22 protein-coding genes are annotated in these 18,654 nt (G+C 71.2%); 13 read left to right on the forward strand and 9 right to left on the reverse strand.

From position 1 onward, the window contains the following. Positions 1–10 precede the first annotated feature (10 nt). Entirely contained in the window at positions 11–979 is a 969-nt protein-coding gene (locus tag QSK37_RS48285) for an ABC transporter substrate-binding protein (RefSeq protein WP_285635950.1), read from the forward strand. Positions 980–1,407: 428 nt separating this feature from the next. Here QSK37_RS48285 and QSK37_RS48290 read toward each other — a convergent pair whose 3' ends face one another. Then, on the reverse strand, positions 1,408–2,034 hold the full coding sequence (locus QSK37_RS48290; RefSeq protein WP_285576355.1) for an ATP-dependent Clp protease proteolytic subunit: 627 nt from the start codon (positions 2,032–2,034) through the stop codon (positions 1,408–1,410). Beyond that, complete coding sequence (locus tag QSK37_RS48295; RefSeq protein ID WP_285576357.1) at positions 2,031–2,648, reverse strand: ClpP family protease; 618 nt, start codon at positions 2,646–2,648, stop codon at positions 2,031–2,033. Before QSK37_RS48295 ends, QSK37_RS48290 begins: the two co-directional genes overlap by 4 nt. 63 nt (positions 2,649–2,711) lie before the next feature. Here QSK37_RS48295 and QSK37_RS48300 point away from each other — a divergent pair, with 63 nt between their 5' ends. After that, on the forward strand, positions 2,712–2,981 hold the full coding sequence (locus QSK37_RS48300) for a type II toxin-antitoxin system Phd/YefM family antitoxin (RefSeq protein WP_285635952.1): 270 nt from the start codon (positions 2,712–2,714) through the stop codon (positions 2,979–2,981). A gap of 71 nt (positions 2,982–3,052) precedes the next feature. Beyond that, positions 3,053–6,577, forward strand: coding sequence for an AAA family ATPase (locus tag QSK37_RS48305; RefSeq protein ID WP_285635953.1), 3,525 nt, complete (start codon positions 3,053–3,055; stop codon positions 6,575–6,577). Here the strand turns inward: QSK37_RS48305 and QSK37_RS48310 are convergent. Beyond that, positions 6,574–6,834 carry a hypothetical protein gene (locus QSK37_RS48310; protein WP_285635956.1) on the reverse strand — a complete coding sequence of 87 codons (261 nt, stop codon included), beginning with the start codon at positions 6,832–6,834 and terminating at the stop codon, positions 6,574–6,576. The two genes, QSK37_RS48305 and QSK37_RS48310, sit on opposite strands and share 4 nt — an antisense overlap. A gap of 64 nt (positions 6,835–6,898) precedes the next feature. Beyond that, the gene (locus tag QSK37_RS48315; protein WP_285635959.1) at positions 6,899–8,134 is read right to left on the reverse strand and encodes an RNA-guided endonuclease InsQ/TnpB family protein; all 1,236 of its coding nucleotides are present in this window, start codon (positions 8,132–8,134) and stop codon (positions 6,899–6,901) included. 273 nt (positions 8,135–8,407) lie between these two features. Here QSK37_RS48315 and QSK37_RS51590 point away from each other — a divergent pair, with 273 nt between their 5' ends. The 5 genes from QSK37_RS51590 to QSK37_RS48335 all read left to right on the forward strand — a co-directional run bounded on the left by QSK37_RS51590 (position 8,408) and on the right by QSK37_RS48335 (position 11,004). Continuing rightward, the gene (locus tag QSK37_RS51590) at positions 8,408–8,671 is read left to right on the forward strand and encodes a hypothetical protein (RefSeq protein WP_349498054.1); all 264 of its coding nucleotides are present in this window, start codon (positions 8,408–8,410) and stop codon (positions 8,669–8,671) included. After that, complete coding sequence (locus tag QSK37_RS51595; RefSeq protein ID WP_349498055.1) at positions 8,668–8,943, forward strand: SH3-like domain-containing protein; 276 nt, start codon at positions 8,668–8,670, stop codon at positions 8,941–8,943. Before QSK37_RS51590 ends, QSK37_RS51595 begins: the two co-directional genes overlap by 4 nt. Beyond that, complete coding sequence (locus QSK37_RS48325; RefSeq protein ID WP_285635962.1) at positions 8,940–9,575, forward strand: nitrile hydratase subunit alpha; 636 nt, start codon at positions 8,940–8,942, stop codon at positions 9,573–9,575. The genes QSK37_RS51595 and QSK37_RS48325 overlap by 4 nt, the downstream gene beginning before the upstream one ends. A 92-nt stretch (positions 9,576–9,667) precedes the next feature. Next, positions 9,668–10,720, forward strand: coding sequence for an LCP family protein (locus QSK37_RS48330; RefSeq protein WP_285635965.1), 1,053 nt, complete (start codon positions 9,668–9,670; stop codon positions 10,718–10,720). 131 nt (positions 10,721–10,851) lie between these two features. Further along, positions 10,852–11,004, forward strand: a complete 153-nt coding sequence (locus tag QSK37_RS48335) for a hypothetical protein (RefSeq protein ID WP_285576369.1) — start codon at positions 10,852–10,854, stop codon at positions 11,002–11,004. Between the two features lie 80 nt (positions 11,005–11,084). Here the strand turns inward: QSK37_RS48335 and QSK37_RS48340 are convergent, their stop codons facing one another. After that, positions 11,085–11,669 (reverse strand): TetR/AcrR family transcriptional regulator, encoded by a 585-nt coding sequence (locus tag QSK37_RS48340; RefSeq protein WP_285635968.1) that lies wholly within the window; start codon positions 11,667–11,669, stop codon positions 11,085–11,087. Positions 11,670–11,753: 84 nt separating this feature from the next. On the opposite strand from QSK37_RS48340, the gene QSK37_RS48345 reads away from it, so the two are divergent. Then, positions 11,754–12,692, forward strand: a complete 939-nt coding sequence (locus QSK37_RS48345; protein WP_285635971.1) for an alpha/beta fold hydrolase — start codon at positions 11,754–11,756, stop codon at positions 12,690–12,692. Between the two features lie 32 nt (positions 12,693–12,724). Here the strand turns inward: QSK37_RS48345 and QSK37_RS48350 are convergent, their stop codons facing one another. Next, positions 12,725–13,609: a DUF72 domain-containing protein gene (locus QSK37_RS48350; RefSeq protein WP_285635974.1), complete on the reverse strand. Its 885-nt coding sequence runs from the start codon at positions 13,607–13,609 to the stop codon at positions 12,725–12,727. A gap of 23 nt (positions 13,610–13,632) precedes the next feature. Here QSK37_RS48350 and QSK37_RS48355 point away from each other — a divergent pair, with 23 nt between their 5' ends. Beyond that, positions 13,633–14,118, forward strand: a complete 486-nt coding sequence (locus tag QSK37_RS48355; RefSeq protein ID WP_285635977.1) for a glutathione peroxidase — start codon at positions 13,633–13,635, stop codon at positions 14,116–14,118. Next, positions 14,001–14,585, forward strand: coding sequence for a TIGR00725 family protein (locus QSK37_RS48360; RefSeq protein ID WP_285635980.1), 585 nt, complete (start codon positions 14,001–14,003; stop codon positions 14,583–14,585). Before QSK37_RS48355 ends, QSK37_RS48360 begins: the two co-directional genes overlap by 118 nt. A gap of 31 nt (positions 14,586–14,616) precedes the next feature. On the opposite strand, the gene QSK37_RS48365 is transcribed toward QSK37_RS48360, so the two are convergent. Continuing rightward, complete coding sequence (locus tag QSK37_RS48365; RefSeq protein ID WP_285635983.1) at positions 14,617–15,246, reverse strand: LUD domain-containing protein; 630 nt, start codon at positions 15,244–15,246, stop codon at positions 14,617–14,619. A gap of 179 nt (positions 15,247–15,425) precedes the next feature. On the opposite strand from QSK37_RS48365, the gene sigJ reads away from it, so the two are divergent. Beyond that, positions 15,426–16,292 carry an RNA polymerase sigma factor SigJ gene (gene sigJ, locus QSK37_RS48370; protein ID WP_285635986.1) on the forward strand — a complete coding sequence of 289 codons (867 nt, stop codon included), beginning with the start codon at positions 15,426–15,428 and terminating at the stop codon, positions 16,290–16,292. 206 nt (positions 16,293–16,498) lie between these two features. Here the strand turns inward: sigJ and QSK37_RS48375 are convergent, their stop codons facing one another. Both QSK37_RS48375 and QSK37_RS48380 read right to left on the reverse strand, forming a co-directional pair. Then, a complete protein-coding gene (locus tag QSK37_RS48375) occupies positions 16,499–16,840 on the reverse strand; it encodes a hypothetical protein (RefSeq protein ID WP_285635989.1) in 342 nt (113 codons plus the stop codon). Positions 16,841–16,931: 91 nt separating this feature from the next. Next, complete coding sequence (locus QSK37_RS48380; protein ID WP_285635992.1) at positions 16,932–17,522, reverse strand: hypothetical protein; 591 nt, start codon at positions 17,520–17,522, stop codon at positions 16,932–16,934. Between the two features lie 98 nt (positions 17,523–17,620). Between QSK37_RS48380 and QSK37_RS48385 the strand changes: the two genes are divergently transcribed. Continuing rightward, entirely contained in the window at positions 17,621–18,532 is a 912-nt protein-coding gene (locus QSK37_RS48385) for an oxidoreductase (protein WP_285635995.1), read from the forward strand. Positions 18,533–18,654: the final 122 nt, after the last annotated feature.

Below are 18,654 nucleotides of genomic sequence, written 5' to 3' on the forward strand. Positions count from 1 at the left end.
AGGCACATCGGTGAACAGGTACGTCGTCGTGGCCGCCGCGCTGTCACTGGCCCTGACCGGCGGGTGCGGGAGCGGCGGCTCCTCGTCCTCGTCCGGAGGCGGGAGCAAGAAGCTCACCCTCATCCAGGGGATCGCGAACGAGCCGTTCTACATCTCCATGTACTGCGGGGCCAAGGCCGAGGCGGCCCGGCTGGGCGCGCACCTCAGCGTCCAGGCGCCGGCCCAGTGGGACGTGGCGCAGCAGACCCAGGTGGTGACCTCGGTCGCCGCCTCACGGCCGGACGCGGTGCTGATCGCCCCGGTCGACAAGGACGCCATGGCCGGCCCGGTCCGCCAGCTCACCGGCAACGGCAGCAAGGTGGTCTTCGTGGACACCGAGCTGGCCGACCAGTCGGTCGGCCTGTCCCGCGTCTCCTCCGACAACCGGCTCGGCGGACGGCTCGCGGCGCAGACGTTGGCGAAGCAGATCGGCGACCGGGGCAAGGTCATGGTGCTCGCGCCCACCCGGGGCATCGCCACCACCGACGATCGGGTGGCCGGTTTCAAGGAGGAGATCGCCAAACACCCGGGCATCACCCTGGCCTCGGAGCAGTACCCGGGCGACGACGCGGGCAAGGCCACCGAGCTGGTCAACGGCGAACTGTCGAAGAACCCGGATCTGGCGGGCATCTTCGCCTCCAACCTGGTCACCGGCGAGGGCTCGGCGGCGTCGCTGAAGCAGGCGGACAAGGTCGGCAAGGTGAAGCTCATCGAGTTCGACGCGAGCCCGAAACAGGTCGAGGACCTGCGGGCCGGCACGATCCAGGGCCTCATCGGCCAGGAGCCGCTGGAGATCGGACGCCAGGGCGTCGACCAGGCGGTGAACGCCCTGGAGGGCAAGACGGTGACCAAGCACATCCAGACCCGGCTCGTGGCGGTCACCAAGGACAACGTCGACAGCCCCGACATCGCCAAGTACCTGTACAAGCAGACCTGCTGACGCCCGTCCGGCCGGGCCCCGCCCCCGGGGCCCCGGCCGCCGGCGTCAGCCGGGCGATCGCTCAGACCTGCCGGCGGCCGTCGCACATCGGCTCGCGGCCGGGCAGCGCGCCTGGCACCAGGCCTGGATACGGCGCGGCGAGCGGACGCGGGGCGAAGGCGGTGCGTCCGGCGAACAGGTCGCCTCACTCCCGGGGCAGAGAAGCCGTCCGCGCAGATCCAGCCCCGGAGGAGACCAGGGCCTTGAGTCTGTCCAGGTCGCCGGAGCCGTGGAGAACGCCCGTGCGCGCCCGGACCTCGCCCGTGAGGGTCGGCGGCGTGCCCGAGCCGCCACCACCGGCCGACCTCGGCGGCGTTCCGTGTGGTGACGGCCGCGCCGGGGGCGGCCCGACCCCATGAGGCCGCCCCCGGTCGTCTTCCGAGACGAGATCAGCCGGTCTTGCGGCTGGTGATGATCTCGTCGATGAGGCCGTACTCGCGTGCCTCCTGTGCGGTGAGGAAGCGGTCGCGCTCGATGTCGGCGCGTACCTGCTCCACCGGGCGGCCGGAGTGGTCGGCCAGGATCTCCTCCAGCTCCTCGCGCTGCCGGAGGATCTCCTTCGCCTGGATCTCCAGGTCGCTGGCCTGGCCGTACCCGCCCTCGGTGCTGGGCTGGTGGATGAGGATGCGCGCGTGTGGCAGTGCGGCGCGCTTGCCCGGTGTGCCGGCCGCCAGGAGGACCGCCGCCGCCGAGGCCGCCTGCCCGACGCAGGTCGTCTCGATGTCCGGTTTGACGTACCGCATCGTGTCGTAGATCGCCGTCATCGCGGTGAGTGAACCGCCGGGGGAGTTGATGTACAGGCTGATCGTACGGTCGGTGTCCATCCCCTCCAGCGCGATGAGCTGGGCGATCACGTCGTTGGCGAGGGTGTCGTCGATCGGCGCTCCGACGAAGACGATCCGCTCCTCGAACAGCTTGTTGTACGGGTTGCTCTCCTTCATCCCGTACGACGTGCGCTCGACGTAGGACGGCAGGATGTACCGGGCCTCGATGCCGAACGGCTCGTGGATCCTCACGGCGCGACGCCTCCCGCCTCCAGTGCGCTGGTCACGACGTGGTCGATCAGGCCGTACTCGCGAGCCTCCGTGGGGGTGAAGTAGCGGTCGCGGTCGGCGTCGTGCTCGATCTGCTCGAACGGGCGCCCCGTGTGCTCGGAGATCAGCTCCAGGAAGCGCTTCTTCAGGTGCAGTGACTGCTCGGCCTGGATGCGGATGTCGGACGCGGTGCCGCGGATGCCGCCCAGGGGCTGGTGCATCATGATCCGCGTGTTCCGCAGCGAGTAGCGCTTGCCCGGCGTCCCCGCGGTGAGCAGGAACTGTCCCGCCGAGGCCGCCATGCCGAGCCCGACCGTCGACACGTCGTTCGGCAGGTACTTCATCACGTCGTACATGGCGAACATCGCGTCCATCGATCCGCCCGGCGAGTTGATGAAGAGCTTGATGTCGCGCTGCCCGTCCTGCGCCGCGAGGAGCAGGAGCTGTGAGCAGACCCGGTTGGCGAGATCGTCGTCGATCTCGGACCCGATGAAGACGATGCGCTGCGCGAGCAGCCGCTGGAACACCTGGTCGGTGACGGCGGCATCCGGCAGCTCGGTCACTCGTGCGCGCGGCTCGTACGTCGGAAAGTCCACGGACTGCACCTCCTAGAGTTCTGTACAGAATAGCAAAACTGTACAGAATGCTAGAATCATTGCATGACACGAGAGGTGCCCGTGACCCAGGCCCGCGCCGAGCTGGCGGAACTCGTCAGCCGCGTCGGCTACAGCGGAGAGCGGATCCTGCTGACCCGCCATGGCAAGGCCCTCGCCGCGCTCGTCCCCGTCGACGACCTGGAGGCGCTCGAACGCCCACCGGCCGAGATCGGGTTCACCTTCACCCCGCAGCCGGAATCCGAGCCGCGCGAGCGCCCGTCCGGCCCGATGCGCATCGCCGCCGAACACCGCGACCGGAAGCATCCGCGCTGAGCGCGTTACCGTCACCTGGGCCGATTCACACGCGGCTGCGGCCTATGCGGTAACGGTCGTAAGGTCTACCCGTGAGCGCCCCACGCCTACCCGAACACCTCGGCCTGCTCCTTACCGACGAGCCCGTGCTCGACGTCTACTCCCACGGTCCGTGGAGAGTGCCCGACGGGCTGTACGACGAGGTGCGCGAGCGTGCGGTGAAGTTCGACCGCGACGACCGGGCCAAGGAGCTGACCAGCGGGCTCAGCGACTTCTACGGCGCCGGCACCTCGGCGGCGGGCGCGGAGCTGTGGTCGCTGCTCACCTTCCTGCTCGGCGCGTCCGCGATCCGCGCGGGCTCGCGCGGCGACATCGACTACGAGCTGTTCGCCGGCTTCCTCGCCAAGCCCGAGGCCCCGGTGCGCGACCCGTACGCCTGGTTCAGCCAGGGCGGCCGGCTGCGGCCGCCCGGCCTGTGGCTCGTGGAGAACGTCGGCGACGACTCCGACCGGCGCGCGACGATGTACACGCTCGCCCGGGAGGCCCTCGACGTGCTCGCGGGCATCGAGCCGATCGAGCAGCGCCGGCAGGCGTTGATCGCGCTGTACGACCGGCGCGCCGCCGACCCGGAGGCGCGTGCGGCCGACCTGAGCGTCCCGCAGGGCGAGCTCGAACGCCTCTGGGCGACCGACCTGCCCGAAGACGTTCTGGCCGCGCTGCCCGAGCTCGCCGGCCCCGTGGGGTACCTCGGCTGGGCCTGTTCGGGCTGGGTCGCCGTGCACGAGCGCCTGCTGTCGGCGGTGCCCGGCCACGACCCGCTCGACGTCGCGCTCGCCCGGCTGCTGCTCCAGGCCGAGGTCGCGGCGGTGCCGGCGGAGATGGCCTTCGCGATCGGCGTCGAGCGCTACGAGAACGTCCAGGAGCAGTTTCAGCGGCTCCGGGAGGGCTTCCGCGTCGACCCCTGGCAGGCCGACGTACGGTCCTGGCTGGCGCGCGGGCTCGTCGCCGGTGAGGCGGACGTCTGCCGCGCCTGGCTCGACATGGCCCTGCGCATCACCGGCTGCGTCCAGGGGCTGCCCGAGACCGCCGTCAGCCCCAAGTGCCGCGTGCCCGTACGCGGCTTCCAGATGGACCTGCGCCGGCTCTTCCAGGCGCCGACGGTCGTCAACCCCCTCGCCGCGGCGTTCGCCGGCCCCGCGCCGGCCGAAGAGTCGCGAGCCGCCGCGGTGGCCGACGAGGTCGCGGACGACATCGTCGGCCAGCCCGACCTGGTCACCGCCGTCACCGAGGTGCTGCGCGCCGACGCCGGTCGCCCGGTGCGGGTGCTCATCAGCGGCCCGGAGGCCACCGGCAAGGGCACCGCCGTACGCGCGCTGGAGAGCGCCCTGATGGCGCGCGGCGACGTGCGCGAGACGGTGTGGGTGTCGGATCAGGTCTTCGCCAACCTCCACGTCAGCGACACGATCCTGTACTTCCTCGCACGCGTGCGCGAGTGCCTTGAGGGCCGTCTCCTGGTCATCGACGGGCTCGACCGCATCCTCGCGTTCGACAACTGCGGCATCGCGTTCGCCGAGGAGCTGCGCCGGGCGCTCGAACGCCACCAGAAGCTGCACGTCGTCGTCCTGTGCCGGGTGGGCGGCGACCGCCGGGTCTTCGACGCCAACCCGGCGCTGCACCAGCACTTCCGCGTCGCGCGCACGCAGGAGTTCGGTGAGGACGCCTACGCCGAGCTGTTCCGCCGTGCCGTCGCCCGCCGCGACCTGACCGTCGCGCGGGAGGCCGCGGCCACCGCCGGCGTGCTGCTCACGCGCACCCCGCCGCTGCTGAACCTCCGCGGCGCGCGCCTCGTGGAGTACCTCGCCGAGCAGTGCGTCACGGCGGCGGTGGCACGCGGCGAGACCGAGGTCGCGCCGGCCGACCTGCCGCAGCGGGTCATCGCCGGCGGCGCCGAGCAGTCCGACCCGATGGCCGAGCTGGATTCCTGCGTCGGCCTGGAGTCGGTCAAGAGCGAGGTCCGCCTGCTCGTCGCCGAGGCGGAGGCGGCACGGATGCGCCGCGAGGCCGGCATGCCGGTCGCCGCCCGGCCCAAGCACATCGTCTTCAGCGGCGGCGCCGGCACCGGCAAGTCGAAGGTCGCGCGCATCCTCGGCCGGATCTACGCCGACCTGGGCGTGCTCTCGTCCGGGCACCTCGTCGAGGTGGACCGGTCCGACCTCGTGGGGGAGTACGTCAGCGAGAGCGGGCCGCGGGTCCGCCGCGCGGTCGAACGGGCGCAGGGCGGCATCCTGGCCATCAACGACGCGCATAACCTGATGCCCGGCGAGTCGCCCCGCAACCGGGAGGCCGTCGACGTGCTCCTCGCCTGCGTCCAGGCGCAGACGGAGGACCTCGTCGTCGTGCTGTGCGGACCCGAGGGGCCGATCAACGGCCTGCTGAAGAGCGACGCGGAGCTGTCCGCCTACTTCCCCAAGCGGCTGCGCTTCCCCGGCCTGACCGAGGACGAGCTGATCGAGATCTTCAAGGCCAAGACCGCCGACGCCGGCTTCGCGCTGCGTGAGGGCGTGCTGGAGAAGGTGCGCGAACTGGTCCACGGCAGCACCCGCGACAGCAACGTCGGCAACGCCCGCGCCATGATCAACCTGCTGGACCGCGCCATCGCCATGCAGTCGCGGCGCGTCCTCGACGACGGGGTGCTCACCGACGACGAGTCCCTGGACGAGATCTTCGCCGACGACATCCCGGGCACGCTCATCGCGAGCGGCCACATCGACCTGCCCGGCGACCCGCTCGCCGAGATCGAGAAGCTCATCGGCCTGGACACCGTCAAGCACGAGGTGCACCTGCTCGTCGCCGAGGCACGCGCCGAGCAGCTGCGCCGCGACGCGGGCATCCCGATCGCCCCGCCCACCCGCCACATGGTCTTCACCGGCAACCCCGGCACGGCCAAGACGACCATGGCCCGCCTCCTCGCGGCGGTCTACGCCAAGCTGGGCCTGCTGTCGTCCGGTCACCTGGTCGAGGTCTCCCGCGCCGACCTGGTGGGGGAGTACATCGGGCAGACCGCGCCCAAGGTGCGCGCCGCGGTCGAGCGCGCGCTCGGCGGTGTGCTGTTCATCGACGAGGCGTACGCCCTGACCCCCGCCGACTCCGGCCGCGACTACGGGCACGAGGCCATCGCCGAGTTGCTCAAGCTCATGGAGGAGCACCGCGCGGACATCGTCGTCATCGTGGCCGGCTACGAGGGCCCGATGCTGCGGTTCCTGGACTTCAACCCCGGTCTCGCCTCGCGGTTCCCGCTGGTGCTGCGCTTCCCCGACTACACCGACGACGAGCTGGTGGCGATCTTCGAGGTGATGGCCGCAGACGCGGGCTTCAGCCTGGGCGACGGCGTGCTCGACGCCGTACGCCGCCACCTGCGCACCGCCGCCCGCGGCGAGTCGTTCGGCAACGCCCGGCTCATGCGCAACCACCTGGACCGCGCCATCGCCCTGCAGGCACGCCGCATCACCCGCGAGGAGGACCCGGCGCGCTCCGACATCGGCACCCTGCGGGTCGAGGACCTGCCGGAGACCGAGGGCCCCGCGAGCACCGGCGAGAACCTCGGCCAGTACCTCTAGCCGCGAAGGTACTCGATGTAGAGCGGCCGCAGTTCGTCGGCGACCTCGCCGCCGCCCGAGTGCACCAGCTCGTTGAGGATCGACGACAGGTGCGACACGTCGGCCTCGGCCTGGTCGGGGTGCCCGGCCGCCGCCTGGGCCGCCGGGATCGCCTTGGTCAGCCGCCACAGGAAGCCCACGTCGAGGTGGTGGACGGCACGGTCGATCGCGCGGTCGTGCAGCTCCTTGGACGTCAGTTTCTCCAGCTCTTCCGCCATGCCCTCCAGCCAACCAGACGTACGGGCTTCCCGCGCCGCGCGGGGACGGTTAGTGCCGTGTCAGTCAACGTTTGCCTCGTTGGGAGGTGGGGGTTGGCTGATCCTCGCTTGGGGCGAGCGACTCCCCACGTGTTGTGGGGCGGGCCACGGCCGGCCAAGGGACCCGGTGTGCGGTGCCGTGATGGGGGGACCGTCTAGGGTCACGCCGGGACCGTCCGGCACCGGGCAGGTGCCGTCCGGCTCGACGGTGCGTGATCACCACCGGGAACATGTTGGTGGTGATGGTGCCGCCCGGGCCACGCCGGGCGATGTTGGCGCCGCCGACCAGGTCGCGGTGCCCCTTGAACCCGCACCGGGTGCAGGCGAAATTCCGATCCTTTGGCTTGGAAGCCCGCTGGCGACAGGCAGGGCAGGTCGAGGACGTGCCCCGCTCATCCACCAGCATCAGGCTGATCCCGGCCTGCTCGGCCTTGTCCTTCAGACACCGGATTAGATACCCGATCCGCCAATCGCGGACCCGTCGGTTGTGCCGCCGTCCCGCTTTGAGGGCCAGAACACCGCGCGGGTCTCCGACCACCAGGGTGCCGATCCGGCGTGCGACGGCCCAGTCGATGACGGTTTTGGCGGCCTCGTGCTGGGCCTGGCGGACCCGTCGCCGGTGACGGGCTTCGACCTTGCGTTGCCGGGCCCGGAGTTTCCTCCATCGCCGTGATCCGGCCTGGCCCGGTTTCGGTGTCCGCCGCGCCATCGCGCGTCGCCGGTGTTTGGCGTCGCGCAGGTGCAGGTGGGCTTCGGCGCGGATCGCCCGCCCCGACACCACCAGGCCCTCCCCGTCCGGGCCTGCCACCGCGAACGGGTGGATCACCCCCGGGTCGACTCCCGCCACACGGCCCGGGTCCGGCTCCTGGCCCGGCGAATAAGTGGTGATGGGGACTTCGGCGGTGACATCGACGAACAACCGGCCGCCCTCGGCCACCAAGGTCACCGACCGCACCTGCCCGGCCGGGTAGGGAACCGGCCGGCCCAACCGCACCCACAACGGTGCACACCCGCGACCGGCCGGCAGCCGCAATCGCATCCCATCGAGGGTGAATGTGCCGTGGTAGTAACGCACCGGCATCAACCGGCGTTTGCGCCGCGGGTACCGCGCTGTTTCCTCGCCGTCTTTGCGGCGCTTAGCGGTGGCGAACCAGGCGTCGCTGTAGCGCCGCAGCACCGACCGCGCCCCGGTGGTATCCAGTTCTCCGAACGTGCCCGGCCCGGCCGCCGACAGTTCCCGGCACAACTCCTGATAGCTCACGATCGCCGGCAGGGCCGCGTTGGCGGCGCCAGCGGTTCATGTCCAGTACACACGCCCACACGTCCCCGGCCGAGGCGAGCAAGGCGAAACACCGGCGTCGCTGCCCGGCCGACACGCGCAGGCCGATGCGGGCGGTCCGCATGACCACCCGCCCATTATTCTCACGTTGAGGCACCAGATGATTACAACAAGTGGCTACGACAAAAACTCGACCCTCCACCCGACCGCACCCGACGAGCACACGTGGCCTGACACGGCATTAGTGTCGGGAGGGTGAGCAGAGTGCACGACGTGGGCGGCCAGAGCGGGTTCGGGCCGGTCCCGGTGGGAGACGAGGACGTCGAGCCGTTCCACGCCGACTGGGAGGCCCGGGTCTTCGCGCTGAGCCGCGCGCTGCGCCACAACGGGGTGTTCAACGGCGACGAGATGCGTGACGCGATCGAGCGGATCCCGCCGCACGAGTACCTGGCCGCCTCCTACTACGAGCGCTGGCTGCTCGCGATCGAGACGATCCTCGAAGAGAAGGGCCTGGCATGAGCGCGTACGCGCCGGGCACGCGCGTGCGGGCGCGGCCGGGGGACCCCGCGCACCACACGCGGGTGCCGGTCTACGTCCGCGGCCACGTGGGGGAGATCGTCGAGTGCGAGGGCGAGTGGCCGCTGCCCGACGACCGGGCACGCGGCGTCACCCCGCCGCGCGTCGAGGCGGTGTACGCGGTGCGGTTCCCGGCCCGCGACCTGTGGGGCGCCGGCGCGCACTCGGTGACGGTGGACCTGTGGGAGTCCTACCTGGAGGAGGTGACCCCATGAGCGGGCGCGGCGAGCGATCCGGCGAACACGATGGCCTGGTCACACCTCCGACGAAGGAGGGCTTCGACGACCATGAGGACCTGCCCGTCGCGGCGCGCGTGCGCCGGCTGGAGGAGCGGGTGGTCGCCGCGGGTCTGACCACCGACGACGAGCTGGACGCGATCCTGGACGGACTGCTCCGGAACGCCTCGCCGGTCAACGGGGCCCGGATGGTCGCCCGGGCGTGGACCGACCCCGGCTACCGCGAGACCCTGCTGTCCGACGCGAACGCCGCGGCCGCCGAGCTCGGCTTCGGCACCTCCGGCTACCGCCTGCGCGCCGTCGAGAACACCCCGGCGGTGCACAACGTGGTCGTGTGCACGCTGTGCTCCTGCTATCCGGTGTCGCTCCTCGGCCCCTCGCCGGGCTGGTACCGCAGCTTCGCCTACCGTTCCCGCGTCGTACGCGAGCCGCGCGCCGTCCTGGAGGAGTTCGGGCTGACGCTGCCGGACGACGTCGAGATCGCCGTGTGGGACGCCAGCGCCGAGACGCGCTATCTCGTGGTGCCCCGGCGTCCCGAGGGCGACCTGCCGGAGGAGGAGCTGGCGGCTCGCGTCACCCGCCGGGGCCTCATCGGTACCGCGGCGGTCTGAGCCCTCGCCGTACGGGGGAATGACGCCTCCCGGCCGGGAATCACTCGCCAAGCTGACGCGTCGGCTTGACCTGACCCTCTACGGTGTCTGCCATGAGCGATTGGGTGGATCACGGGCAAAGCGGCGCGGCGCCGTACGCCGCCGACCGGCGGGCGTACGACGGCGGAGGCGCCTACTCGGGCGGCCGGAAGCGCCGGCGCTGGGGGCGGACCATCCTGATCGTCCTCCTCGTCCTGCTCCTGCTGCTGATCGGCGCGTACTTCTACCTCGACTCGCGGCTGAACCGCATCGACGTCTTCACCGACTACCCGGGGCGGCCCGGTGACACCCCGGGCACCAACTGGCTGATCGTCGGCTCCGACAGCCGATCGGGCCTGTCGAGCGAGGAGCGCAAGAAGCTCCACACCGGCAGGGCCGAGGGCAAGCGCACCGACTCGATGATGCTGCTGCACATCGGCGACCACGGCACGACCCTGGTCAGCCTGCCGCGCGACTCCTACGTCCCGATCCCGGGGCACGACCCCAACAAGCTCAACGCCGCGTACGCGTTCGGCGGGCCCAAGCTGCTGGTCCGTACGGTCGAGGGGGCCACGAAGATCCACATCGACCACTACGCGGAGATCGGCTTCGGCGGGTTCGTCGGGATGGTGGACGCGGTCGGCGGGGTGAACATGTGCATCCCTCAGCGGATCAAGGACACCGCCGCGGGCATCGACCTGAAGCCGGGCTGCCAGACGCTCAACGGCCCGGAGGCCCTGGGCTTCGTCCGCACCCGTCACGCGTTCGCCAGCCAGGACCTGCAGCGGGTGCAGAACCAGCGCAAGTTCCTGGCCGCGCTGACCCACAAGGCGACGAGCCCCGGCACGCTGCTCAACCCGTTCCGCATCGTGCCGTTCGTGCTCCGCTCCACCAGCGACTTCTCCGTGGACCAGGACGACCACCTGTACAACGTGGCGGGGTTCGCCTGGGCGATGCGCGGCCTGACCAAGGGCGACGGCCTCACCACGACGGTCCCGATCGGCGGGAACGGCTACTCGGCGAGCGCCGGCGCGTACATCACCTGGGACACGACCAGGTCCGGTGAGCTGTTCCGCGCCCTCCGCGAGGACCAGCCGGTGCCGAAGAGCCTGCGGTCCAGCAACTGACCTGTCCGTCCCGGCACACTTTTGAATCCTTTGCCGTTCGACAGCCCGGATTTGCGGGGCGTCGGTGCTGTCGCGGCACCGGACCGGGTAGTTACCCTCCGTATCTAGGTCGATACGAGGAGTGACCGAATATGAAGAAGGTCGCCAAATGGGGAGCCTTGGGCTTCCTGGCGTTCTACATGGTCAGCCAGCCCCACAAGGCGGCGAACGTCGTCCACGGCGCCCTCGGCGGTCTGACCGGCGCCGCCACGTCCCTGTCGAGCTTCGTCAGCGATCTACCCTGACCGTCGCCGCCGGAACCGAGTGTCCTTCGCGCGGGCCGGGCCTGCGGGCCCGGTCCCCGCGTCGCCGGTAGGGGTCCGGTTCATTCCCGGATGTCGTCTCCCGGGATACGGGCGGCGGCTGTGGCGACGGTTGCCAGGTCTTCGCTCGAGAAGCCGGCGCGACTCAGCACCGCCAGGGATTTGTTCGTTGCCAGCGTGCACAACGCCAGCTCTGCCGCCTCCTGATCATCGGCCCCCGCGGCCAGCAACGCCTGCTCCAGCATCGCCCGCAAATCGTCGATCATGGCGCGGACCATGGCCTGGCCCTCGGTGTCGAGGGCCGGGAACTGCGTTGCCGACACCGTGAGCAGGCAGCCATCCGGGACCGTCGGGTCGGCGATGCGGTTCAGGGTGACCTGCAGGTAGGCGGCCACAACGGCGCTCGGGCTCGGGTGGGGGCCGGACAGTGCCTGGTCGTACAGCGGGTGGTAGGTCTGCGCGTACCGTTGGAGGCTTTTCCGGAAGAGGGCGCTCTTGTCGCCGAAGGTGCCGTAGAGCGAGCTCCGGCCCAGGCCCGTGCCCTCGGTCAGGCGGTCGATCGAGGCCTCCGAATAGCCCCAGCGCCAGAAGACGTGCATCGCGCGTCGTAGCGCCTCGTCCACGTCGAATTGCTTGCGGCCCGCCATGGTTCGTCAGCCTACACATCTTGCACCGATCGTTTCAAGATGTGTAGGGTCGCCGGCATGACAAGTTGCACCGATCGTTCCAAGATGAGTCCGGCCGACGGCACGACAAGCCTGGGTTCGCTGCGGCTGCCCGACGGGTTCACCGACGTCTTCACCAGCCGGCTCGTTGAGCTGAACGGGCTGCGGCTGCACGCGGTCACCGGCGGGGACGGCCCACCGCTGCTGCTGGTCGGCGGGTGGCCACAGACCTGGTACGCCTGGCGGAAAGTGATGCCCGCGCTCGCCCGCGAGCACACCGTCGTCGCCGTCGACTCGCGCGGGGCCGGGCTCTCCGACAAGCCCGACGACGGTTACGACGCCGGCACGCTGGCCGCCGATCTGGTCGCTCTGATGGCCGCGCTCGGGCACGACCGGTTCGACGTGGTCGGCCACGACATCGGCATGTGGACCGCATACGCCCTCGCTGCCGATCACCCCGAGCGGGTGGGCCGGCTCGCCGTCGTCGACGCCATCATCCCCGGTCTCACGCCGGCTCCGTCGGTCTTCAGCCCGGCCGCGGTCAACCAGCGGTTCTGGCACTTCGGCTTCAACCGGCTCACCGACCTCAACGAGGAGCTGGTCCGGGGGCGGGAGCGGCTCTTCTTCGGCTACCAGTTCGCCAAGAAGGCGGCCACCCCGGATGCGATCCCCGAGTACGCCGTCGACGTCTACGTCGATGCGATCGTCGCGGATCCTCGCGGGCTGCGGGCGAGCTTCGCGTACTACCGGGCGCTGGACGAGACGATCGCGCAGAACGAGCAGCGCAAGAAGACCCGGCTGACGCTGCCGGTGCTCGCCATCGGCGGCGCGCGGTACAGCGGCGCGATGGTCGCCGCGACGATGCGACTGGCGGCCGACGACGTCACCGAGGTGGTCCTCGACGACTGCGGCCATTACGCAGCCGAGGAACAGCCGGCGCGGTTCACCGAGATCCTGGAGGACTTCCTCGGTGGTGAACCGATGGCAGGTGTGCCGCACGGCTGACACATTCGTGGCGAGGAAGAATGTCTCGCAGGTCAGGGGGCGTCGTCGCCGGTCAGCAGGCTCATCAGGTCGGTCGCGTTGCGCTGGGCGTAGTCCTGGTAGCAGTTGTTCAGGAGCACGTGCGTCGTCTCGGCGTTCCCGGCCAGGTCGCGGATCTTCGGGGCGAGCTCCTTCAGCTCCTTCTCGCTGTAGAGGTAGCCGAACCGGTCGTAGATGTTCTTGCTCGTCCACTTGTCGGAGTGGCCGTGCAGCCGGACCACGGCCAGGTCCGACGTGGCGGCGAAGACCGGCGGGATCGAGCTCGTGTGGCCCTGCGGCATGTCCACGCTGACGTACGGCACGGCGTACCTGGTCAGGAAGTCCAGCGTCTCGCCGCGGTTCTCCTCGCTCATCCAGGTCCTGTTGCGGAACTCCACGCAGATCCGCATCGGATCGCAGCGGCGCCTGGCCTCCAGGATGTACTCCTTGTTCCGCTTCCCGATGACGAACCACTGGGGGAACTGGAACAGCAGCGCGGTCAGCTTGCCGGCCTCGTGCAGCGGCCACAGCGCGTCCAGGAACCGCTGCCAGACCTCGTCGGTCACCTCGTCCGGCAGGTCGCGCGGGTAGAGGTTCTTCTTGTCCGGCACCTTCTCCCGCAGGTCCTTGTACAGCGCGCCCGGCCGGGTGGGGTGCTGGGTGAGCAGCGAGAACGCCTTGACGTTGAACGTGAACCCCTCCGGTGTACGGTCCCGCCAGTAGCCGACCGTGCGCTCGGCCGGCGGCGCGTAGTAGGTGGAGTCCACCTCGACCAGCGGAAAGCGCGACGCGTAGTAGTTCAGGCGCTGCTCGGCCGTCTTCACGTCGGACGGGTACCAGTCCGTCGCGAGCAGCGTCTTGTCGGTCCAGGAGGCCGTGCCGACCAGGATGTCGCCCATGGGACCAGACTAGGATCGGCGTCGTGTCGATCTATGACGTGGACATCCAACGCCTGCAGGGCGGGCCGGCCGACCTCGCGCGGTACCGCGGAAAGGCGGTACTCGTGGTGAACGTCGCCTCCCGGTGCGGCCTCACCCCCCAGTACGAGGGGCTGCAGCGGCTCCAGGACACCTACGGCGAACGCGGCTTCACCGTGCTCGGCGTGCCGTGCAACCAGTTCATGCAGCAGGAGCCGGGCACGGCCGACGAGATCGCGGAGTTCTGCTCGGCGACGTACGGCGTCACCTTCCCGATGACGGAGAAGGTCGAGGTCAACGGCCCCGGCCGCCATCCGCTGTACGCCGGGCTCGTCGACACTCCGGACGCCTCGGGGCACACTGGAGACATCCGGTGGAACTTCGAGAAGTTCCTCATCGGCCCCGACGGCACGGTCGTGGCGCGCTTCGCGCCGCAGGCCGAACCCGACATCGACGAGGTCGTCCAGGCCATCGAGAAGGCGCTGCCCTGACCCAGGTCGCGGTCTGCGGTCCGGGTGACTGCACCGAGACCGAACGCCGCGCCGCGTACGAGGTCGGCCGGCTGCTGGCCGCCCGCGGCGCGGTGGTGCTCTGCGGCGGGTACGGAGGCGTGATGGGCGCGGCGACCGAGGGCGCCCGGTCGGCCGGCGGGCTGGTCGTGGGCGTGCTCTCCGGCGACGACCGCGCCGAGGCCCACCCGGACCTCAGCGCGGCCGTCGCGACCGGCATGGGCCAGGCGCGCAACGCGCTGATCGTGGGCTCCGCCGACGCGGTCATCGCGGTCGGCGGTTCGTGGGGCACCCTGTCCGAGGTCGCCCACGCCCTGCGCCGGGGCACGATACCGGTGGTGCAACTCGGCGGCTGGCGCCTGTACGACGCCGACGGCGAACCGGTGCCGGGACCGGAGGAGGCCGCCTCCCCGGAGGAGGCCGTCGCCCTCACCGGCCTGTGGCCTTGAGCGGCCGCCCCGGCCGCGCCCGCGATGTGGTTCAGAATCCGATGGCCTCACGGAGCAGCAGGACGGTGCCGCGCCCCGGATAGGGCTCCGCGTTCAGGACGAGGAGGCGGTTGACGGCGCTGGGCCACCCGTGGACCGCCTGGGTGCGGGCGCTCTCCAGCGGGAGGCAGTGGTCTTCGACGCGGCGCAGCGCGGTGCTCAGGTCGGGTACCACCTTCTGTGCCCCGACGATCCAGATCGCACGGGCGGCGCCGCCGGAGTAAGCGGGCAGCTGGCCTCCGCTGCCCGAGGCGACCACGAGGGAACCGGTTTCGGTGACCGCGGCGACGCTTCCCACGACGACGTCGGGGCCGGCGAGCAGCCGCCGGATCTCGTCCCTCTGGGTGGCGCGGTCCATGGCCAGGACACGTGGTTTGATGGCCTCGTACCGCCCGCTGGTGTTGATGTCCTCATCGATGCCGGACAGGCGGAGGGTCTCGCTGGCCCCGGTGAACACGCCGGCGCCCTCGGGTATCAGGTCCTTGACGCGGGCACGCGCGGCGGCGGCGTCCTCGAGGATCTCGACGGTGAAACCGTGTGCGGTCAGCGCGGCGGCCGCCCGCTCCAGGCGCTTCGCGGGCGCCGCGTCGGCGAACGACGGCGCCGGCATCGGGATGGTCATGGTGGCTCCTGGGATGGTCGGATGGGTTCGTCTGTGCGGTACGACAACGCGACCCTCCGGAATGTCAGGTGACGCGCCGGCCTGACGTTCCGGTGTGCCGTCTTGTCGTACTGGTGAGGGCAGACGCGACCGAGGGAGCCGCCGGCACGATGACCATCCGATCCGGGCCAGACGCGATCATGAGTGAGCGGCGTCAGCTGATCAATCTCGCGTACCGGCTCCTGGGCTCCCTGGCCGAGGCCGAGGACGTCGTACAGGAGACCTACGCCCGCTGGTACGCCATGTCCCGGCGGCAGCAGGAGGCCATCGCGTCCCCCGGCGCCTGGCTGCGGACGGTCGCCGGCCGGATCTGCCTCAACCTGCTCGGCTCGGCACGGGCCCGGCGAGAGACCTACGTGGGCGAATGGATCCCCGAACCGCTGCCGGACCGTACGGAGTGGATCAGCGCCGCCGTCGACCCGGCCGACCGGGTCACCCTGGACGAGTCGGTCGGCATGGCCTTCCTCGTCGTGCTCGAATCGATGACCCCGGCCGAGCGCGTCGCGTTCATCCTGCACGACGTCTTCCGCTACCCCTTCGCCGAGGTGGCCGAGGTCGTCGGCCGTACGCCGGCGGCGTGCCGCCAGCTGGCCTCCTCGGCCCGCCGCCGCCTCCGGGACTCGCGGCCTTCCGCGACTCCGGCGGCCCAGCGCGCCGGCGTCGTCAGGGACTTCAAGCGAGCGTGGGAGGCCAAGGACATCGACGCCCTGATCGGCCTGCTCGACCCCGACGCCACGGCGATCGCCGACGGCGGCGGCCTCGCCGTCACCTTTCCGGACCCCATCGAAGGCGCCGGGCAGATCGCCCGCGCCTGGATCGAGATCGCCCGCCGGAGACCCGGCACCATGGCGTTCCTGGAACGCACGGTCAACGGTCAGCCCGGCCTGGTGGCTCAGCAGGACGGTGTCATCGTGACGGTGTTCGCGTTCGAGGTCGCGGGCGACCGGATCAAGCGCATCTGGGTGGTACGCAACCCCGAGAAACTCCGTCGCTGGACGACGGGCTGAGTGGTCACCCGGGCTGAGTGAGACGGACGTACCCGTACGGGTTGAGGACTCCACCGCGGCCCGGTCCGCCTCATCGAACGAGGCCGCCGCCATACCGGCCCTGAACGCCTCCGGCACCCGAGGGTCGGGTGCGGCCTCGGAGCACTCGCGATCACCTCACGCGGAAGCCGCCCCGGGCGCGGTCCGGGGCGGCCTCGGTGGACCGTCTAGGGGCGGCAGTCCACGGCCATGACCTCCAGGGCGCCGGCGGAGCCGAGCGCCCGAGCCTGACGGCAGGTCCACGCCGACACGCGCGGGTGGTAGCGCGGCTGGGCGATGACCAGCTTGACCGGTCCGCTCACGCCGGTCGCCGGGGCGCCGCCGGAGGCCCGGCAGCCGATGCCGTGGATCAGGATCGGGACGCCGGTGTTCCCCGGGGTGTCGGTCTGACAGGTGTAGGTGGGCTCGCCGGTCGCGGCCGTGGCGGCCTGGGCGACGGGGGCAAGGGCCAGTACTCCTGCGGCGATGCTCAGGGTCAGGCCGAGTGGCAGCGGAGCTGACAAGCGCATGGTCTCCCTCTCGTTCGACTACCGTGCGCATACATGTAAACACGCTCAGTAGTCATCGGCCAGGCGTCGCGACCGTTCGGCCCGCGGCCCGCTAGTTCTCGGCGAGCAGGGCCTTGATGCGGGCCAGCGAGTCGGCGCCGGCGAGTTCGACCGGCATCACCGGGCCCTCGGCGAGGCGGTCGGCCAGCGCCGACACCGCCTCGGCGCGGGCGATCACGTAGTCCCGCTCTCCGCCGCGCGGCGGGCGGCCCGCCAGCAAGCCCGCGACCTCGGCGAGTGCCAGATGCGCGGCGTCCCGTCCCATGCCGGCGCCGGGCGTGCGCTCCAGCCGTCCGTACGCCGCGACGAGGCGGCGCACCGAGGAGTCGGAAACGTCGAGGACGGTGCCGTGGCCGAGGGCCTCCCGTCGCCGGCGTTCGGCGCGGCGGCGCAGCGCGGTCAGCAGCGCCGCGTGGGCGGGCAGCGCCAGCCCGAGCGCGAGACAGGCGACCGCGATCACGGTCAGCCAGCCGGGTAGCCCCATGAGGAGCACCGCGACGAGCAGGATCCCGCCGCCGACCGCCAGTACCGCCTCCGGCGCCCCGATGAGCCGGGAGGCCGGCTCGCCGGCGGCCGGGCCGTCATCCTCCGGGACGTCGACGAGCGGACCGGGCCGGTGCGGGACGATGACCTGCGACGCCATGATCCCATTATTCGGCAGGCCCGGCCGGAACCCGGGGAACTCGCCGACCACGCGGTATCGGTTTCTCTAGCATGGCCCGCAGGGAAAGGCGGCGAGTGATGTCCAAGTGGACGACGGACGACATACCCGATCTCGCCGGAAGGCGGGTGATCGTCACCGGCGCCAACAGCGGTCTCGGCCTGCGGACCTCCCTTGAGCTGGCCCGCCACCGCGCCACGGTCGTCCTCGCGTGCCGCAGCGCCGAACGCGGCGCGCGGGCCCTCGCGACCGTCCGCGCGGCGGTGCCGGACGCCGACGTCGTCCTCGGGTCGCTCGACCTGGCCGACCTGGCGTCGGTGCGAGCCTTCGCCGAGTCGCATCCCGAGCCGCTCGACGTCCTGGTCAACAACGCCGGTGTGATGGCGCTGCCGCGCCGGACGACGGCGGACGGCTTCGAGGCGCAGTTCGGCACCAACCACCTGGGCCACTTCGCGCTCACCGGGCTGCTCCTGCCCGCCCTGCTCCAGCGGCCCGGCGCCCGCGTGGTCACGGTCACGAGCATGATGCACTGGCTGGGCAGCGCCGACTTCGCCGGCTTCGACGACGAGCACGGCTACCACAAGTGGCCCGCGTACTGCCGGTCGAAGCTGGCCAACCTCGTCTTCGCCAAGGAGCTCGACCGCCGGGCGCCCTTCGTCAGCGTCGCCTCTCACCCGGGATACGCCTCGACCAACCTCCAGCAGGCCGCCCCGCGGATGACCGGCCACCGGACGCGGGCCGCGCTGTTCGGCCTGCTGAATGCGGTGGTCGGCCAGTCCGACGCCGCCGGGGCGTGGCCCTCGCTGTACGCGGCGACCGCCCCGGGGGTGGCGGGCGGTCAGTGCTACGGGCCGCGCGGGCCGGGGCAGAGCCGCGGCGCGCCACGCCGCGTACCGACGCTGCCGCGCGCCGCCGACCCGGAGCTGGGCCGCCGCCTGTGGGAGCTGTCGGAGGAGCGCACCGGCGTGTCCTACGACGCGCTGCCGACCTAGTAGTGCTTTGTTACGTTTGTGATCTTGGTGGCGATGATCTTGTGTGAGGTCTGGGGAGATCACCGCGGTCCGGTCGCGGTTGGAGGAGTTCGCGGCTGAGGTGTTCGCGGGATTGCCGCGGT

The sequence above is a fragment of the Actinoallomurus iriomotensis genome (assembly GCF_030269445.1).
Lineage (GTDB): Bacteria > Actinomycetota > Actinomycetes > Streptosporangiales > Streptosporangiaceae > Actinoallomurus > Actinoallomurus iriomotensis.

Bases quoted from the DNA above. Each gene is read 5' to 3' on its own strand.
- QSK37_RS48340 (WP_285635968.1), bottom strand. From the start codon at position 11,669: ATGGCGGGCCGCAAGCAATTCGACGTGGACGAGGCGCTACGACGCGCG.
- QSK37_RS48380 (WP_285635992.1), bottom strand. From the start codon at position 17,522: ATGGCGTCGCAGGTCATCGTCCCGCACCGGCCCGGTCCGCTCGTCGAC.
- QSK37_RS48300 (WP_285635952.1), top strand. From the start codon at position 2,712: ATGACACGAGAGGTGCCCGTGACCCAGGCCCGCGCCGAGCTGGCGGAA.
- QSK37_RS48365 (WP_285635983.1), bottom strand. From the start codon at position 15,246: ATGACCATCCCGATGCCGGCGCCGTCGTTCGCCGACGCGGCGCCCGCG.
- QSK37_RS48385 (WP_285635995.1), top strand. From the start codon at position 17,621: ATGTCCAAGTGGACGACGGACGACATACCCGATCTCGCCGGAAGGCGG.
- QSK37_RS48350 (WP_285635974.1), bottom strand. From the start codon at position 13,609: ATGGGCGACATCCTGGTCGGCACGGCCTCCTGGACCGACAAGACGCTG.
- QSK37_RS48375 (WP_285635989.1), bottom strand. From the start codon at position 16,840: ATGCGCTTGTCAGCTCCGCTGCCACTCGGCCTGACCCTGAGCATCGCC.
- QSK37_RS48310 (WP_285635956.1), bottom strand. From the start codon at position 6,834: ATGGCGGAAGAGCTGGAGAAACTGACGTCCAAGGAGCTGCACGACCGC.
- QSK37_RS48330 (WP_285635965.1), top strand. From the start codon at position 9,668: ATGAGCGATTGGGTGGATCACGGGCAAAGCGGCGCGGCGCCGTACGCC.
- sigJ (WP_285635986.1), top strand. From the start codon at position 15,426: ATGAGTGAGCGGCGTCAGCTGATCAATCTCGCGTACCGGCTCCTGGGC.
- QSK37_RS48325 (WP_285635962.1), top strand. From the start codon at position 8,940: ATGAGCGGGCGCGGCGAGCGATCCGGCGAACACGATGGCCTGGTCACA.
- QSK37_RS48335 (WP_285576369.1), top strand. From the start codon at position 10,852: ATGAAGAAGGTCGCCAAATGGGGAGCCTTGGGCTTCCTGGCGTTCTAC.
- QSK37_RS51595 (WP_349498055.1), top strand. From the start codon at position 8,668: ATGAGCGCGTACGCGCCGGGCACGCGCGTGCGGGCGCGGCCGGGGGAC.
- QSK37_RS48345 (WP_285635971.1), top strand. From the start codon at position 11,754: ATGAGTCCGGCCGACGGCACGACAAGCCTGGGTTCGCTGCGGCTGCCC.